The sequence below is a fragment of the Pantoea sp. nfd-35 genome (assembly GCF_056892255.1).
Genome location: NZ_CP122403.1, coordinates 567,454 through 583,205, shown reverse-complemented (window position 1 = coordinate 583,205; position 15,752 = coordinate 567,454). Strand labels below are relative to the sequence as shown.

Sequence of the window (15,752 nt, the reverse complement as noted above, 5' to 3'; positions counted from 1 at the left end):
TAGTCTGTTTTTCAGGGGTTATTTCGCATTACAGTCCAGTAATCCTGCCGCTACGGCGGGTGCCAGCCCCGGTGCCAGAGGAAGGCGCGGGATCACCAGGCAATGCAGCAGATGATAGATATCCTGTTTGCCGTCCCACACTTTGGTGGTCACCTTGTTTTCGCAATCCAGCTCTTGCCACCATGAGCCATTCTCGAAATCCATCATGTAAGTGATGCAGTAATCCCACCATTTCTGGTACCAGGCTTCGTATTGCGCCTCGCCAGTGACCGTATGCAGGGCGTAAGCCGTGCCCATTGCCTCAACCACGGGCCAGCGCACTCTTTCACTCACTACGGGCTTGCCATCCCAGTCCACGGTGTAAACAAACCCGTCTGCGCCATCGGGCGCCCAGGCATCGCGGATAGTGGCGTGGAATAAGCCTTTCGCATCTTCAATAAGCCAGGCCGGCGGCGTTTCGAAGCGCGCTTCCAGCGCAGCATGCAGATGCAGCATCAGACGTCCCCATTCAATCCAGTGTCCGGGCGTGCCGCCATAAGCCCGGAAGCGGTGAGCGGGATTCTCTTTGTTGTAATCGCGTAATGGGTTCCAGTCAGTGTCGAAGTGTTCATTGACGCGGTACTCACCGTTGCGCGCGACGTCGTGAATAATCACCGAGGTGACACGCAGCGCGCGATCCAGCCATTTCTTGTCGTGCGTGACGTCATAGACAATCAGGAAGGCTTCAACGGCGTGCATATTGGCATTGCCGCCGCGGTAGTCTTCTGTCTTGCTAAAGGCTTCATCCCAGGACTCCAGGCACATCTGTTCGTCTTCACTCCAGAAGTAGCGATCGATCACGTCGATCGCGTCATCCAGCAGCTGGCGGGCGGCAGGATGCCCCGTAGTGACCGCACTGGCCGCGCCCAGCAACACGAAAAAGTGCTGATAACCCTGTTTGGACGCATCAACGACGCCTTCATCGTTTACGCAGGCATACCAGCCGCCGTACTGTTTATCGCGCAGCGCACCATTCAGGGCGTTAATGCCGTGATCGACCAGTTGATAAGCTCCCGGCCGTCCCATCGAGGCCGCAACGGCATAGACATGCAGCATGCGTGCGGTAATCCACAGGTGCGTGCCCATCTCGGGTTTTACCTGCCCGGTATTCCCCAGCCAGCCAAATCCGGTGGCGACCGCTGCGTTTTTACCAAAGTCGAGAATCCTGTCCGTTTCCTGTTCGAGCCAGCGGTTATGACTCAGCGTGTTAAACCATTTCATTTGCGTTGCCCTCTTAGCGTTTAGCCATCATTTCATCTACGATCTCACCCAGCCGTTGCAGCCTGGGGACGGAGACATCCCGCAACATCAGGTCGGTATCCGGTAAGCCAATGACGGAAGACCAGACGGCTCGCCCGGCCAGGAAGCCCGATGCGCCCGCCTGCATCGCCACCCGCACGGCGCGCGGGAATAATTTTTCATCAATGCCGGACGAGAGAATGACCCACGGCATCGCGATCCGATCGTTGAGCTTTTGCGCGGCCGCCAGCAGATCCGACTGTGTACCTTTGCCGTACAGGGGCATTTCCACCTTGTAGAGATCCGCGCCGCTGTTGCCCAATTCTGTGGCCGCGTCCAGGATCGCCTGCTCGCGATCAAAGCGATCGCCACGGCGCGGTGGCCTGACTACCGGTTCGATAATGCTGAGCAGGCCATGGCGGTGGCAGCGGGTGTTGAAGGCCTTAACCATGTCGAGACGTTGCTGCGGATCTTCATCGCTGCGCCACAGCACCAGCAGCTTCAGCGCCTTCGCGCCGTCACGCTTCATCGCCACCGGATCGACGTTGTTATCGATCGCCACGCTGTCCACCGGAATGCCATTGCCCGGAATAAATTCATCCGCCGCGACGATAAGGCCGCAGCCGGGGGCAACCGCTTGCCGTTCGACGATGTGCGGGAAACAAAACTGTTGATCAATCAGGATCGCCGAGGCATAGGGCGATAACACGCTGGCGGCATTGACTTTAAACTCGGTCAGCACGCGATCGCTGACGGGTAGTGACGCGCCAGCGGCCGCGAACATCAAACGCATGGCCTCACGCTGATCGACTGCGAGCATGGCGAAACCACCTGAAGGTCGGGTGATGTCTTTAAGGGTGTAATGAGTCATGCTTCTTTCCTCTGAATTAAGCGTCACACTGTGTGGGGAGAAATTAGGCCCGCGCTGGCGCGAACATGTTCAAGGATGGCGGTCCAGTCCTCGCGTCCGCGTCCGGCAGCGCGGGCCTGGTTGTAAACTTCACGTGAGGCAGCCCCGAGCGGCATCGGTACATGCAGCTGGTTGGCAACATCCAGCGCAATCCCCAGGTCCTTATGCGCCAGATCGATCATGAAGGCCGGTGAGCGATCCCCTTTCAGTACCTTGTCAGGCCAGGTCGTGGTGAAATGCCCTTTGCCCGCAGGCGTGCCGTTCATCACCTGCAACGCCACGTCAAACGACAGCCCCAGACCTTCACACAGCACCGCCGCTTCCGCCGAGAGGGCATTCAGGGCGATGCTCATGTAGTTGTTGATCAGCTTGACGCGAATCCCCATACCGGGGCCGCCTGCCACGACCAGCTCATTGCCCATCGCCATAAGCACGGGTTTTGCTCGTGCAACCTGTTGCGGCGTGCCGCCTGCCAGTAGCAGCAGTGAACCGGCTATCGCATGGTCTGACGTGCGGCCGACGGGCACGTCCATCATGCTGAAACCGCGAGCGGCCATCTCACCGATCAGCCGATCGGTTTGCAGCGGATGGATCGTGGACATATCAATCACCAGCGCAGTGGATGCCAGCGTGCTACACACACCTTTGTCGCCAAGCAGTACGGAACGCACTAACTCGCCGTTGGGCAGCATGGTGATAACAAACTCGGCCCCGGTTGCCGCCTCCGCAGCAGAAACGCTCGCCCGGGCGCCCTTATCAACCAGACGCGCGACGGCCTGAGGATCCACATCAAAGACGTTGAGCTGATGGCCCTGCTTCAGCAGATTGCTCGCCATCGGCGCGCCCATTTGTCCCAATCCAATAAACGCAATTACCGACATACCGCTCTCCCAACCCCGTTATTGTCATATTTTGTCACTACAGACGACTTTTACTGTCTGTTTTAGATCATATTTGTAATTTATGGTCAAAAAATTGACAGGTGTCACTTTTAAAACATTTGATGAAATTAAAATGACAACACCAACAAAATGTGAGGAAGCGTTATGACGCGTATTGCTTGTGTAGGGATCACCGTATTAGATCGCATTTGGTATCTGGATACCTTGCCGTCTCAGAGCGGAAAATATGTGGCAAACAACTATCGGGAAGTCGGCGGTGGTCCGGCTGCTACAGCGGCCGTTGCCGCAGCTAAACTGGGTGCAGAGGTGGATTTTATTGGTCGGGTTGGTGACGATGACACAGGGAAGAGACTGCTGTCTGAGTTAAATGAGTACGGCGTAAAGACCCGATATACTAAGGTTTTTGAGGCCGCCCGCTCTTCACAATCCGCGATTCTGGTGGATGCCGAGGGGGAACGGATGATTGCCAACTACCCTAGCCCGGACTTAGCAGAATGCGCAGACTGGCTAACAGAGATCGACTTCTCACAATGGGATGCGGTGCTGGCAGATGTTCGCTGGCACCAGGGTGCCAAGTGCGCGTTTACCCTGGCCCGCCAACAGGGCGTTCCCACCATTCTGGATGGGGATGTGACCCCGCAGGACATTGGGGAGCTGGTGGCGTTAAGCGATCATGCGGCATTTTCAGCGCCGGGTTTACAGCGCTTAACCGGGCTGGAGGGGGAAACGGCGGCGTTAAAAAAAGCACAAATGCTCACAAATGGTCATGTCTATGTTACCCAGGGCGCTCAGGGCTGCGTCTGGCTGGACGCCGGCACGCTCCAGCATCAGCCCGCCTTTGAGGTACAGGTCGTCGATACCACCGGCGCGGGCGACGTCTTCCACGGGGGGCTGGCCGTGAAACTGGCGCAGAAGGGCTCTGTCACAGAGGCCGTGCGCTTTGCCAGTGCGGTCGCGGCGCTAAAATGTACGCGACCGGGCGGGCGAGACGGGATCCCTGATTATGATCAAACCTGTTCTTTTATGTCGGTAAATGTATAAACTGTGTGCCATGGTGGTATTCAGAGAACAATCCATGATCCTCACGGACGTAACCGGTAATCCTCGCCACGATCGTTTGCTCAGGCTGATCGCTGAACGTGGCTACATGAATATTGATGAACTCGCCTTGCTGCTCGACGTTTCCACACAAACGGTCAGGCGCGATATTCGTAAACTCAGCGATCAGGGATTAATCACGCGTCATCATGGTGGTGCGGGCCGTGCATCCAGCGTAGTGAACACCGCTTTTGAACAGCGCGAAGTCTCACAGACCGAAGAAAAACGTGCGATTGCGGAAGCCATTGCGGACTATATTCCCGATGGATCAACGGTATTTATCACTATTGGCACTACGGTTGAACACGTCGCCCGGGCGCTGGCAAACCATAAACATCTGCGCATTATTACCAACAGCCTTCGTGTCGCCCATATTCTGTATAAATGCCCACAGTTTGAAGTGATGGTGCCCGGCGGCACGCTGCGCGCCCACAACGGTGGCATTATTGGCCCGGTCACGTCCGCGTTTGTGGCCAGTTTTCGGGCAGATTATCTGGTTACCAGCATGGGCGCCATTGAGAGCGATGGGGCGCTACTGGAATTTGATGTTAACGAGGCCGCCGTGGCGCAAACCATGATGGCGCATGCGCGTCATATTTTGTTAGCGGCAGACCACACCAAGTTTCAGGCATCGGCAGCGGTAGAAATGGGCAGCGTTACCCAGGCGACCGCCCTGTTTACAGATCGGTTGCCGGCAACGGCGTTGCAGAACGTGCTTAAAGCGCATCAGGTGGAAATCATTCAGGCGACGCCAGGCGACGATGAAGAGCCCTGAGCAATTAACCCCGGCAAGCCGGGGTTATCGGTAAAATTAGCGGAACTTCTTGTGGTTTTCGTTACGGATAGCCGCCAGCTTTTGCGCTTCTGCTTTGGCTTCATCCAGTTTACCCTGCTTAGCCAGCGCATCCGCTTTATCAATCTGGGCGATCAGGTCATCCATACCTTTGTGAAAGTCTTTCATTTCCGGGCTGTCCGGGGCTTTGCCTTCCAGCTTGTCCGGCGTGCCTTTTTTGGCATCCTCTGCTTTAGCACGCAAATCACTTAACATCTTGTGCAACTGGTCGGCGCTTTTCGCCCCGTCCAGTGACTTATAGATACCCGACATATCTTTCATATCGTGCTCAAGAGAGGCAGCACCGGCGGTCACGCTCACGGATAACACGGCTACAGCTAACAACGACATAAGCTCTTTACGCATGCTCAGCTTCCTTTTTATTGTGGGAATGCTTTTTATAAAAAAACGGAGGGTCGATGCCCTCCGCTTGCTATCGCATAAACAACTTAAAAGAGATTTTACTGTCCGGCAATATACATTTCGGGGAGTAAGACCGAACCGCACTGAATATTGCTACGGGTTTCAATGTCATCGCCCACGGTGACAATGTTCCGCCACATGTCGCCTAAGTTACCGGCGATAGTAATTTCGCTTACCGGATACTGGATTTCACCGTTTTCTACCCAGAAACCGGCTGCGCCACGTGAGTAGTCGCCCGTGATCGCACTGACGCCCTGCCCCATCAGTTCTGTCACCACCAGGCCGGTGCCCATCTGCTTCAGCATAGCGTCGAAGCTGTGCCCCTGACCGGCGATGCGCCAGTTGTGGATACCGCCCGCGTGGCCGGTGCTGGTCAGGCCCAGCTTGCGCGCCGAATAGCTGGTCATCAGCCAGGTTTGCAGCACGCCATCTTTGATAATGTCGCGAGCCTGGGTGCGAACGCCTTCGCTGTCAAACGGCGTTGACGCTAAACCTTTCAACAAGTGCGGCTGCTCCTGAATGGTCAGCCACTCAGGCAAAATCTGTTTGCCCATGGCATCCAGCAAGAAGGTGGATTTCCGATATACGCTGCTACCGCTGATGGCGCCCACCAGGTGACCGAACAGACCCGTTGCCACTTCGGGGGCAAAGATCACCGGCGCTTTCATGGTGTCGAGCTTGCGTGGCGCAAGACGCGACAGCGTACGGCGCGCGCATTCTGCGCCGACCCAGTCCGGGCTTTTTAAATCGTCGATTGCCCGGCCGATGGTGTAAGCATAGTCACGCTCCATATTGCCGTCCTGCTCAGCAATCACGCAGCTGGAAAGCGAGTGGCGGCTGGAGCAGTAGCTCTGTAACATGCCGTGGCTGTTGCCGAAGACTTTAATCCCGATGTGGCTGTTAAAGCTGCCGCCTTCGGTGTTGGTGATGCGTTTGTCCGCCTGCAGCGCCGCCTGTTCTGCCTGGGCCGCCAGTTTGATGGCGTGATCGGCATCGATCTCCCACGGATGGTAAAGATCGAGATCCGGAGCCTCATAAGCCAGTAATTCTGCATCCGCCGGTCCGGCAAAAGGATCGGGTGACGTATAGCGTGCAATATCGATCGCCGCCTGCACAGTCCGTTTAATCGCGTCCGGGCTGAGATCGGTCGATGAAGCACTGCCTTTACGGTTTTGATGATAAACGGTAATACCCAGTGCGCCGTCGCTGTTGAACTCAACGTTTTCTACCTCGCCGTAGCGGGTACTCACACCAATACCGGTCGTCTTGCTCACCGCGACTTCCGCGCCATCCGTACTTGCTTTTGCCAGTTCAAGCGCCTGCGCAATTGCCTGTTCCAGTGCTGTTCGCTGTTCTGCAACTTGAGTTGATACGTTCATCGACCTGCCGTCTAATCTTATGGTTGAATAATTTGAGTCTATCAGAGTCAGAGAACAATTTCGCAGTCACCCGATAAACTGGTAGGATTAGCCTCTTTTTTTTGGAGCCAGATATGACTAAGCAGCCTGATGAGTGGCTCGACGATGTACCCGATAATCACGAAGAAGAAGATGAAGAGATTATTTGGGTTAGTAAGAGCGAAATAAAACGTGATGCTGAAGAGCTGAAACGCCTGGGTGCCGAGCTGGTCGATCTGGGTAAAAACTCTCTGGATAAAATTCCGCTGGACGAGCGTTTACGTAACGAGATTGAACTGGCACAGCGCATCAAGAAAGAAGGTCGCCGCCGTCAGTTACAGCTTATCGGTAAACTGTTGCGCAGTATGGATGTTGAGCCGATCCGCATCGCACTCGACAAACTCAAGAACCGTCACAACCAGCAGGTCGCCCTGTTCCATAAACTGGAAATGCTGCGCGATCGTCTGATTGATGAGGGTGATGAGGCGATGGCGGACGTGATCGCCCTTTATCCGCAGGCCGATCGCCAGCAGCTGCGTAGCATGATCCGTAATGCGCAGAAGGAAAAAGCCGGTAACAAACCGCCAAAATCTGCCCGTCAGATTTTTCAGTATCTGCGTGAGTTAGCCGAAACCGTCTGACCTTTCCGCTGATTTGCGGCTGAGCAGCGCCCAGCCGCAGGGTTTTCTTCTCCCGTCTGAGGGAGAGGAACGGGTCCGCTAGTGATCAGCGCGCCAGACGATCCAGCAGCTTCTGATGAATCCCACCAAAGCCCCCGTTACTCATGACCAGGATGGAATCGCCCGGCTGGGCCGTTTTCGCGATCGTCTCTACCAGCGTATCGATATCCGCGCTGCAGTGAGCGGGCTGCATGCAGGCTTCTGCGACGTCCGCGACCTGCCACGGAATATGGCTCGGCTGGAACAGGAACACTTCGTCTGCGCGCGCCAGCGACGGCGCCAGCTCATTTTTATTCACGCCCATTTTCATGGTGTTTGAACGCGGCTCCAGCACCGCCAGAATGCGCGCGGTGCCGCCCACTTTACTGCGCAGTGCGCTCAGCGTGGCCAGAATCGCCGTCGGGTGGTGGGCAAAATCATCATAGATCTTGATGCCGTTGACCTCACCGCGCAGCTCAAGACGGCGACGGGCATTAATAAAGCTGTCCAGCGCCTGGCTTGCGTCCTCAGGTTTTACGCCGACATGGCGCGCTGCCGCAATCGCCATCAGCCCATTGTGCATGTTGTGCTCGCCTACCAGTCCCCAGTTCACCTCGCCCACTTTTTCACCCGCCAGCAGCACTTCCCAGCGGGAGGCATCCGGCGTCAGCTTCTTCGCCTGCCAGTGACCGCCGTCGCCCACATGCTCCTGTTCGCTCCAGCAGCCCATTGCCATCACCTGCTTCAGGTTATGATCGTGCTCTGGCAGCAGGATCTTGCCCTGACCCGGCACAATGCGTACCAGATGATGAAACTGTTTCTGGATGGCCCGCAGATCGTCAAAAATATCGGCATGATCGAATTCAAGATTATTCAGAATCAGCGTACGTGGGCAGTAATGGACGAATTTCGAGCGCTTGTCGAAAAACGCGCAGTCGTATTCATCAGCCTCAATGACAAAGAATGGGCTTTTTCCTAATTTTGCAGAAACATCGAAGTTACCGGGTACGCCACCAATAATAAAGCCAGGTTCCAGGCCGCAGGCTTCCAGAATCCACGCTGCCATGCCTGCTGTGGTGGTTTTACCGTGCGTGCCCGCCACGGCCAGCACCCAGCGATCGCGCAGCACAAAATCGTGCAGCCATTGGGGGCCAGAGAGGTAAGGAATGTTGCGTTCCAGTACCGCTTCCACGCAGGGGTTACCGCGCGTCATGGCGTTGCCAATAATGACCAGGTCCGGTACGGGCTCAAGCTGGCTCGCATCGTAACCCTCTGTTAATTCAATGCCTTGCTGCTCAAGCAACGTGCTCATCGGTGGATAGACATTGGCGTCAGAGCCTGTCACCTGATGACCAAGGGAGCGGGCCAGCATAGCCAGTCCGCCCATAAAAGTGCCACATATCCCGAGGATGTGAATGCGCATAACGAGGTCCATAACTCAAAAGTTCGGCGCACAGTGTAACCTCGCTTGCACACGGAAGAAACGGATTAGGACTATGGTTTTTAAAGTTCAATCGGCTAAACTGCGTACGCATCCACGGGCAGTTAAGTATGCCGCTGCCACTCCATCGATGATTCAGGGAATGTGTTATGAAAACGTTGGGCGAATTTATCGTCGAGAAGCAACACGACTTTCCGCACGCCACAGGTGAACTGACGGCACTTATCTCAGCCATTAAGCTGGGTGCTAAAATTATTCACCGTGATATCAACAAAGCCGGCTTAGTCGATATTCTTGGTGCCAGCGGCGTTGAGAATGTTCAGGGTGAACAGCAGATGAAACTGGATCTGTTCGCCAACGAAAAACTCAAAGCCGCACTGAAAGCACGCGGCATTGTTGCCGGTATCGCTTCTGAAGAAGAAGATGAGTTTGTTATCTTTGAAGGCGAGGAAAACGGAAAATACGTCGTATTGATGGACCCGCTCGACGGTTCGTCGAACATCGATGTTAACGTCTCCGTCGGCACCATTTTCTCCATCTATCGCCGCGTCAGCGAGCCGGGTACGCCAGTTGTCGAAGCCGACTTCATGCAGCCAGGCAACAAACAGGTTGCCGCCGGTTACGTCGTTTATGGCTCATCCACCATGATGGTGTACACCACCGGCTGTGGCGTCCATGCGTTTACCTATGATCCCTCTCTGGGCGTGTTCTGCCTCAGCCATGAACGCATGACCTATCCGGAAGTGGGTTACACCTATTCCATTAACGAAGGTAACTACATTCGTTTCCCACAGGGCGTGAAAAAGTACCTGAAATTCTGTCAGGAAGAGGATGTGGCGACGCACCGTCCTTACACATCACGCTATATCGGCTCTCTGGTCGCGGATTTTCACCGTAACCTGCTGAAGGGCGGCATTTATCTTTATCCCAGCACCGCCAGCCATCCAAAAGGCAAGCTGCGCCTGCTGTATGAGTGCAACCCTATGGCTTTCCTGGCGGAGCAGGCCGGCGGTAAAGCCAGCGACGGTCAGAACCGTATCCTGGATATTCCCCCGGTCACGCTGCACCAACGCTGTCCGTTCTACTGCGGTAACACCGCCATGGTTGACGACGTAGAGCGTTTCCTGGCTGAATTCCCCGAGTGCCGTCAGGGCTAAACATCAAGGGCGCGCGTGACGCGCCCTTTTTGCGTTACGACTGCTGCAGCCTGAACTGCGCCATCGCCGCCTGGAGCTGCTCGGATTGCGACTCCAGTGAATGGGTCGCCGCCGTTGCCTGTTCTACCAGCGCCGCGTTCTGCTGCGCCGCTTCATCCATCTGCGTGACCGCGTGATTCACCTGATCGATTCCCCGGCTCTGCTCTTCTGACGCCATGGAAATCTCTTTCATCAGGGCCGTAACCCGCATAACTTCAGCGGCAATCTCATCCATTGTTTCGCCCGCACGCGTCGCCATTTCACTGCCCTCTTTGACGCGCGTTTGTGAATCACCGATCAGCGTACGGATCTCTTTCGCCGCACTGGCACTGCGCTGTGCCAGCGTACGAACCTCATTGGCGACCACGGCAAATCCGCGCCCCTGCTCTCCGGCCCGTGCCGCTTCCACCGCCGCGTTCAGTGCCAGGATATTGGTCTGGAAAGCAATGCCGTCAATGACGCTCAGGATATCGCCGATACGGTTAGCGCTGTCGGTGATTTCATGCATTTTTTCCATAACATAATTCACCACCTCTGCGCCGCGATCGGCACTGTCAGACACGGCGTTAGCCAGCTGATGGGCCTGCTGGGCATTGCTGGCGTTAAGACGGACCGTTGCGGTTAGCTGCTCCATGCTGGCCGCCGTTTGCTCCAGCGATGCCGCTGACTCTTCGGTACGTTGGGAAAGATGGACATTGCCGGCGGCCAGTTCACGGCTACCGATGTCAATTTTCAGGCCGGCTTCGCGCACCTGATTAACCGATTCGCGCAACGCATGCTGCATGCCCGCCAGCGCATTGTTCAGGCGCCCCAGCTCATTATTGCCCGCCAGCGGCAACGTCTGGGACAAATCGCCCGCCGCAATCTGCTCAAGATGGATGATCGCGTTGTTTAGCGGAATCAGCAGCATGCGGCGCAACAGCATCCAGGGCCAGCACCAGGCAACAACGAGAGTCCGACGGCCACGGCTATCAGCACTTTCATCATGATTTCATTGCGCTGGGCTTCAACTAATTGCGCCTGGGTAATCTCATCGGCTTTTTTACCGAAGGTTTCTACCGCTTTGCTGTATTTCGCCGAAAGCGGCTCCAGCTTGCCTTCCAGCAGCTGGTAGTATTCATCGTTGTACTGTTTATCCAGCGCCTTCATCATTGGCAGGATGCCCTGATCGAGGTAGTCCTTATAGCTGGATGCGATGGCATCGGCCATAATTTTCCCTTCAGCGGTCACGGTACCGGCATCGACAAATCGCTTAAGATTCTGCTGCGATGCCGCGACATCAGCCTGCGCCGTTTTGGTGACCTGCGCGCCCTCATCCAGTAAACCAATCTCAATTTTACGCACCGCCAGCGCAGCACTGGCCCGTGCGCGCATTAAATCGGCATTACTTTGATACAAGCTGTTTAACTCGATTCCCTGAATGCGGTTGATCACATCCAAAGAACGGTTACCTTTATTAATGGCCACAATGCCCATCACACTCACCGCCAACAGCAGCAGTGTCATGAATGCCAGCAACGCCAGCAACCCCGTGCGTAGTGATAACTGTTTCATCTTGATCGTTTCCGTATGAGTAGTAAAAGGCGAAAAAAATTTCGACAACCCTTAAACGGAGAAAGTATCGGCACTGCGATTCGTAAACTTTAACGCCAGTGAATGATTAACCCATTCATTACCGCTAATCTGTTAATGAATCTGAAGGTATTGTGTTAAAAAAACAAAAGGGGAAATCCATGAAAAGAGGATGGGTGTTGCTGTTACTCTTCAGCTGCAACGCAGCAGTTGCGGAGCAGTCCACTATTGATGTCACATTAAATCAATGCCTTAATCAAGCTGATACCACGCTGGCCTTGATGCAATGCCAGGATGCGGCGACCCAGGAATGGGACACGGAAATGAACACGCAGTACAGTGCATTGATGAAAAAATTAAGCGGACAGCCCAGAGAAAAACTGCGTGCCGCACAGCGCGCATGGATGAAATACCGTGAGGCATGGTTAGCGGCGAGCCGCAGCCAACTGAATACGCAGGGCACCCTTGGTCCCGTTGCGCTGGCGGCGCAGAGTACAGCCCTGGTACGCAATCAAACGTTACAACTGCAATCTTTGGCCAATGGCAGTTGCGCTAACCCCGACGATTGTTGATTAATGTCAGTCCGTTGTTGGCTTTTTGCCAATGTTGTCTTTTACCTGCAGGGAAAAATCATGGCTGCTTATGCCTCTACGCTGATATTAATCGGCCTTGCCATACTGAGCTATTTTGTCCACAACACCGCCGTCACCCTTTCTATATTGATTCTGCTGGCCATCAAACTGACCCCGTTGGCGCAGTTCTTCCCTTACGTGGAAAAACAGGGCATTACGATAGGCATTATCATCCTTACGGTGGCGGTCATGGCCCCGCTCGCCAGCGGTTCGTTGCCCGCCTCCTCCCTGGTTAAGTCCTTTGCCAGTTGGCAATCCATTGTGGCGGTGCTGGTGGGTATTTTTGTCGCCTGGCTGGGCGGCCGTGGCGTCAGCTATATGAGCGTGCAACCTTCGGTCATTGGCGGGTTGTTGATGGGCACGGTGATTGGTGTAGCGTTTTTCCGCGGCGTCCCGGTAGGGCCATTGATTGCTGCGGGCATTGTTTCCCTGTTCATCACGGCCAAATAGCGTTGAGGAGCATTCCGAAACGCCAAAAAGGGGGCGTACTTTCACAGTCAGTTGGCTATAATAGCCAACACTCAACACACGACGACTGAAGGAATTCCCGATGAGTTTGAACCAGGTGCCAGCAGGTAAAGACCTGCCAGAAGATATCTACGTAATTATTGAGATCCCGGCCAATGCCGATCCGATCAAATATGAAGTTGATAAAGATTCTGGAGCCCTGTTTGTAGATCGCTTCATGTCCACTGCGATGTTCTATCCGTGCAACTATGGTTACATCAACCATACCCTGTCACTGGATGGCGATCCGGTAGACGTGCTGGTCCCTACCCAGTACCCACTGGAGCCAGGCTCAGTGATCCGTTGCCGCCCGGTTGGCGTATTAAAAATGACCGACGAGTCAGGTGAAGATGCCAAGCTGGTTGCCGTTCCGCATACCAAGCTCACCAAAGAATACGATCACATTAAAGATGTGAACGACCTGCCAGAGCTGCTGCGTGCGCAGATCACCCATTTCTTTGAGCACTACAAAGATCTGGAAAAAGGCAAATGGGTTAAGGTTGACGGCTGGGATAACGCTGAAGCAGCGAAAGCTGAGATCATCTCTTCTTTCGAGCGTGCGGCGAAGAAATAAATCCCCTTGAGCTGAAACGCCCTACCGCTTTTCAGCACAGGACAAAAGGCAAACGACGTTTTCCTTTGTCATACATACAGGCCCTGCTACGGGCCTGTATTTTTTTGTCGTTATTATGTTGCTTCGTTGCGGGCTGGCCGCCTGTTAGTGCTGGCATCCCTTTAATGTGAAATCGACGGTTAAACGATCGCGATACTTATACAGGTCATAGTCCTGATTATGAGCAATGCGTTCTCCATGGCACATCGACATGACCACATCCTCATGGCTTACCGTAATATCGTCCTGTATGGGATTGGACGCTTTAAAACCTCTTATTGCCATATAGGGAAACGGAAACCACCAGTTGGCAAAATATTCAGGAATCAGCGCACTGAGCACAGGATAATTATTAAGAGAATTGAGATAGACAGGTGAACGAGGCGCGGTCCCGTTAAACTGCATATAGAGCGCTCCCACAGACAATGCATTCGTGTCCCGTTTTAACTGATTCGTAATCCCGGCATTAATTACGTCCTGTTGATGAACCGCATTACCGTACACATATATGCCCGTAAATGCATAGAGCAAAGGAATCGCGATAATGACGTTGACGAAGGCGCCTTTTCCCTTCATTGCCCATGCCAGTAATGTTGCACTGAACAGCATAAACCCACTCACTGCCAGCATCACCCGAGGAGCAAGAAGGGGATTCTGTAAAATAAGCAGACTCCCCGGAATAATCACGAAGGCAGCGAAGGGGAACAGCAGCGCCAGTATGGCAACCATAATACGGATGGGATTACGCTGTTGTTGTACATAGCGTAGGGCAATTATTGCTGCGGACACGACAGCCACGACCAGAACTGAAAGCAGCACTGCCATCCCTTTGCCATCTTTATAGAAGGTAGCATCAATAAAATGCCAGTAGGCCAGCGCATTGTTGCAGAGAGTTCCCCATAGCTGGTTACTGGCAATACCGGGATGATTGGCAGCATGCTCACCAGAGAAGGTTCGCGGTAACAGGATCTTAAGGTAGATAACAGACGCGACCAGAAACGCTGCACCTCGCTGAACAAGATCGCGAATAATCTGTAACGGCGGCGTATTGTTCACCATCTGACCAAATGCCACAACAAAGACCATCATGACCGCAATATTGATGGCTATTTGATAAAGGCAATAAATAGCGAGAAGAACAAAGACCGCTGTCAGGAACTGGATAATCGTTTTTTGTACCGGAAATAATACCCAGGCCAGGCTCAACACGAGCGCAGAACCGATAGTGAGCACATCAAAACGATAGGAAAATATTTCAGCCAGATACGGATTAGCAAAAAAACTCAGCGTGGCTAACACGCCAACCCAGGTTTTCGACGCGGTGAAGTGGCGATGATGGTAGTGTGCCAACGTCACAGCGATAAGAACGGCAGTGATAATGAGCGGTAAAGGAAAAATATCTGAAACATGGGAACTGAGGAACAGCGCTTTCATTAGCAGGTCAGCTAATGGCCTTCCGTCTCTCCCCCAGAGTGCATTGCCCGTTATTGCTCTGCCGTTGTCATCAATATAAAAAGTATTGGCAAGTAACAGCGGTAAAGAAAATATAAAAGCAGCGATAAGATAAATATTGATTGTTTTTTTCATTACTCTTCACTTTGATGATATCTGTACGGTCATTCGCTGAGTGAGTGATAACCGGGCGTTCATGCGACGCACTTACCCGCCCGTAAGCTTACCGGAAAAGGTTTTGTATCATTAACGACATTAACCGCCCTTTCCACACTTTTTCATAAATTGCCCATGATTAAATCCTGTCTTGCTTACGGCCGCACGACACCGAAGACATTACGCCTCGTCTTAAAAGCCCTGTGAAGACACGATAATGAGGCAGGCTGGAGAGTCGCCTGAAAACAGGAATAAAAGGGTTCATCAAGATCATGAACCCTTTTATCTGAATGGCATTCAGCTTAACTGGCTGGTGAGTCCAACGAATTAATCGCTTTCCTGCTCCTCTTCACGTTTCAGCCAGTCGCCGCTCATAATGCGCTGACGTCCTGAAACTGAACGTTGATAAACATAAAGCCACGCGCTCCCAAACGGCGTCTGAATCAGAAAACGTTTGTATTCTCCGCCTTTGGTGCGAAGCGCATCTAACTCGGCGAGGATGGAGGCATCAATTCGGTATACTTCGCAATATACCGTTCCTTCGCCAGTAATCACGCCGGGATAGTGACCGAGACTGTAAAGCTCATAGCCCTCAATCTGATGGTCACCCAACCATTGCGCGTGTGTCATCCAGTGACTGTTTCCCTGTTTGCGCCGTAAACTGCCATAGACAATTATTCGCAT

At 53.8% G+C, this 15,752-nt stretch carries 15 protein-coding genes and 1 pseudogene; 7 read left to right on the top strand and 9 right to left on the bottom strand.

The features are described from left to right. Positions 1-18: 18 nt before the first annotated feature. From yihS to yihU, 3 genes are read right to left on the bottom strand one after another with little or no spacing between them, the layout of a single operon-like run. Positions 19-1,260 (bottom strand): sulfoquinovose isomerase, encoded by a 1,242-nt coding sequence (gene yihS / locus P9J57_RS02790; protein WP_022622416.1) that lies wholly within the window; start codon positions 1,258-1,260, stop codon positions 19-21. A 13-nt stretch (positions 1,261-1,273) separates the two neighbouring features. Next, on the bottom strand, positions 1,274-2,149 hold the full coding sequence (yihT, locus tag P9J57_RS02785; RefSeq protein WP_015699437.1) for a sulfofructosephosphate aldolase: 876 nt from the start codon (positions 2,147-2,149) through the stop codon (positions 1,274-1,276). Between the two features lie 23 nt (positions 2,150-2,172). Continuing rightward, entirely contained in the window at positions 2,173-3,069 is an 897-nt protein-coding gene (yihU, locus tag P9J57_RS02780) for a sulfolactaldehyde 3-reductase (protein WP_013027366.1), read from the bottom strand. Positions 3,070-3,234: 165 nt separating this feature from the next. Here yihU and P9J57_RS02775 point away from each other — a divergent pair, with 165 nt between their 5' ends. Together P9J57_RS02775 and P9J57_RS02770 are read left to right on the top strand one after the other, a co-directional pair. Beyond that, positions 3,235-4,131, top strand: a complete 897-nt coding sequence (locus P9J57_RS02775; RefSeq protein WP_013027367.1) for a sugar kinase — start codon at positions 3,235-3,237, stop codon at positions 4,129-4,131. Positions 4,132-4,165: 34 nt separating this feature from the next. Then, on the top strand, positions 4,166-4,963 hold the full coding sequence (locus tag P9J57_RS02770; RefSeq protein WP_128391724.1) for a DeoR/GlpR family DNA-binding transcription regulator: 798 nt from the start codon (positions 4,166-4,168) through the stop codon (positions 4,961-4,963). A gap of 36 nt (positions 4,964-4,999) precedes the next feature. Here the strand turns inward: P9J57_RS02770 and cybC are convergent, their stop codons facing one another. Together cybC and pmbA are read right to left on the bottom strand one after the other, a co-directional pair. Continuing rightward, entirely contained in the window at positions 5,000-5,386 is a 387-nt protein-coding gene (gene cybC / locus P9J57_RS02765) for a cytochrome b562 (RefSeq protein WP_013027369.1), read from the bottom strand. A 95-nt stretch (positions 5,387-5,481) separates the two neighbouring features. Beyond that, positions 5,482-6,822 carry a metalloprotease PmbA gene (gene pmbA / locus P9J57_RS02760; RefSeq protein ID WP_013027370.1) on the bottom strand — a complete coding sequence of 447 codons (1,341 nt, stop codon included), beginning with the start codon at positions 6,820-6,822 and terminating at the stop codon, positions 5,482-5,484. 113 nt (positions 6,823-6,935) lie between these two features. On the opposite strand from pmbA, the gene yjgA reads away from it, so the two are divergent. Next, positions 6,936-7,481: a ribosome biogenesis factor YjgA gene (yjgA, locus tag P9J57_RS02755; protein ID WP_014594709.1), complete on the top strand. Its 546-nt coding sequence runs from the start codon at positions 6,936-6,938 to the stop codon at positions 7,479-7,481. A gap of 85 nt (positions 7,482-7,566) precedes the next feature. Here yjgA and mpl read toward each other — a convergent pair whose 3' ends face one another. After that, complete coding sequence (gene mpl / locus P9J57_RS02750; RefSeq protein WP_014604911.1) at positions 7,567-8,922, bottom strand: UDP-N-acetylmuramate:L-alanyl-gamma-D-glutamyl-meso-diaminopimelate ligase; 1,356 nt, start codon at positions 8,920-8,922, stop codon at positions 7,567-7,569. A gap of 167 nt (positions 8,923-9,089) precedes the next feature. Between mpl and fbp the strand changes: the two genes are divergently transcribed. Next, complete coding sequence (gene fbp / locus P9J57_RS02745; RefSeq protein WP_006118345.1) at positions 9,090-10,097, top strand: class 1 fructose-bisphosphatase; 1,008 nt, start codon at positions 9,090-9,092, stop codon at positions 10,095-10,097. A 34-nt stretch (positions 10,098-10,131) separates the two neighbouring features. On the opposite strand, the pseudogene P9J57_RS02740 reads toward fbp, so the two are convergent. Further along, a pseudogene (locus tag P9J57_RS02740) lies at positions 10,132-11,690 on the bottom strand (methyl-accepting chemotaxis protein). 179 nt (positions 11,691-11,869) lie between these two features. On the opposite strand from P9J57_RS02740, the gene P9J57_RS02735 reads away from it, so the two are divergent. The 3 genes from P9J57_RS02735 (at position 11,870) to ppa (ending at position 13,421) form a co-directional block, all read left to right on the top strand. Then, positions 11,870-12,280 carry a lysozyme inhibitor LprI family protein gene (locus tag P9J57_RS02735; RefSeq protein ID WP_019104899.1) on the top strand — a complete coding sequence of 137 codons (411 nt, stop codon included), beginning with the start codon at positions 11,870-11,872 and terminating at the stop codon, positions 12,278-12,280. A 60-nt stretch (positions 12,281-12,340) separates the two neighbouring features. Next, positions 12,341-12,790 (top strand): DUF441 domain-containing protein, encoded by a 450-nt coding sequence (locus tag P9J57_RS02730; protein WP_019104900.1) that lies wholly within the window; start codon positions 12,341-12,343, stop codon positions 12,788-12,790. Between the two features lie 100 nt (positions 12,791-12,890). Continuing rightward, on the top strand, positions 12,891-13,421 hold the full coding sequence (ppa, locus tag P9J57_RS02725; RefSeq protein WP_013027376.1) for an inorganic diphosphatase: 531 nt from the start codon (positions 12,891-12,893) through the stop codon (positions 13,419-13,421). Between the two features lie 144 nt (positions 13,422-13,565). On the opposite strand, the gene P9J57_RS02720 is transcribed toward ppa, so the two are convergent. Beyond that, positions 13,566-15,047, bottom strand: coding sequence for a glucosyltransferase domain-containing protein (locus P9J57_RS02720; protein WP_019104901.1), 1,482 nt, complete (start codon positions 15,045-15,047; stop codon positions 13,566-13,568). A gap of 348 nt (positions 15,048-15,395) precedes the next feature. Continuing rightward, positions 15,396-15,752 (bottom strand): gamma-glutamylcyclotransferase family protein, encoded by a 357-nt coding sequence (locus P9J57_RS02715; protein ID WP_013027378.1) that lies wholly within the window; start codon positions 15,750-15,752, stop codon positions 15,396-15,398.

Excerpts from the sequence above, each read along its gene's own strand:
- P9J57_RS02715 (WP_013027378.1), bottom strand. The coding sequence starts at position 15,752 with ATGCGAATAATTGTCTATGGCAGTTTACGGCGCAAACAGGGAAACAGT.
- P9J57_RS02720 (WP_019104901.1), bottom strand. The coding sequence starts at position 15,047 with ATGAAAAAAACAATCAATATTTATCTTATCGCTGCTTTTATATTTTCT.
- yihS (WP_022622416.1), bottom strand. The coding sequence starts at position 1,260 with ATGAAATGGTTTAACACGCTGAGTCATAACCGCTGGCTCGAACAGGAA.
- yjgA (WP_014594709.1), top strand. The coding sequence starts at position 6,936 with ATGACTAAGCAGCCTGATGAGTGGCTCGACGATGTACCCGATAATCAC.
- pmbA (WP_013027370.1), bottom strand. The coding sequence starts at position 6,822 with ATGAACGTATCAACTCAAGTTGCAGAACAGCGAACAGCACTGGAACAG.
- P9J57_RS02730 (WP_019104900.1), top strand. The coding sequence starts at position 12,341 with ATGGCTGCTTATGCCTCTACGCTGATATTAATCGGCCTTGCCATACTG.
- yihU (WP_013027366.1), bottom strand. The coding sequence starts at position 3,069 with ATGTCGGTAATTGCGTTTATTGGATTGGGACAAATGGGCGCGCCGATG.
- yihT (WP_015699437.1), bottom strand. The coding sequence starts at position 2,149 with ATGACTCATTACACCCTTAAAGACATCACCCGACCTTCAGGTGGTTTC.
- cybC (WP_013027369.1), bottom strand. The coding sequence starts at position 5,386 with ATGCGTAAAGAGCTTATGTCGTTGTTAGCTGTAGCCGTGTTATCCGTG.
- P9J57_RS02775 (WP_013027367.1), top strand. The coding sequence starts at position 3,235 with ATGACGCGTATTGCTTGTGTAGGGATCACCGTATTAGATCGCATTTGG.
- P9J57_RS02770 (WP_128391724.1), top strand. The coding sequence starts at position 4,166 with ATGATCCTCACGGACGTAACCGGTAATCCTCGCCACGATCGTTTGCTC.
- P9J57_RS02735 (WP_019104899.1), top strand. The coding sequence starts at position 11,870 with ATGAAAAGAGGATGGGTGTTGCTGTTACTCTTCAGCTGCAACGCAGCA.
- fbp (WP_006118345.1), top strand. The coding sequence starts at position 9,090 with ATGAAAACGTTGGGCGAATTTATCGTCGAGAAGCAACACGACTTTCCG.
- ppa (WP_013027376.1), top strand. The coding sequence starts at position 12,891 with ATGAGTTTGAACCAGGTGCCAGCAGGTAAAGACCTGCCAGAAGATATC.
- mpl (WP_014604911.1), bottom strand. The coding sequence starts at position 8,922 with ATGCGCATTCACATCCTCGGGATATGTGGCACTTTTATGGGCGGACTG.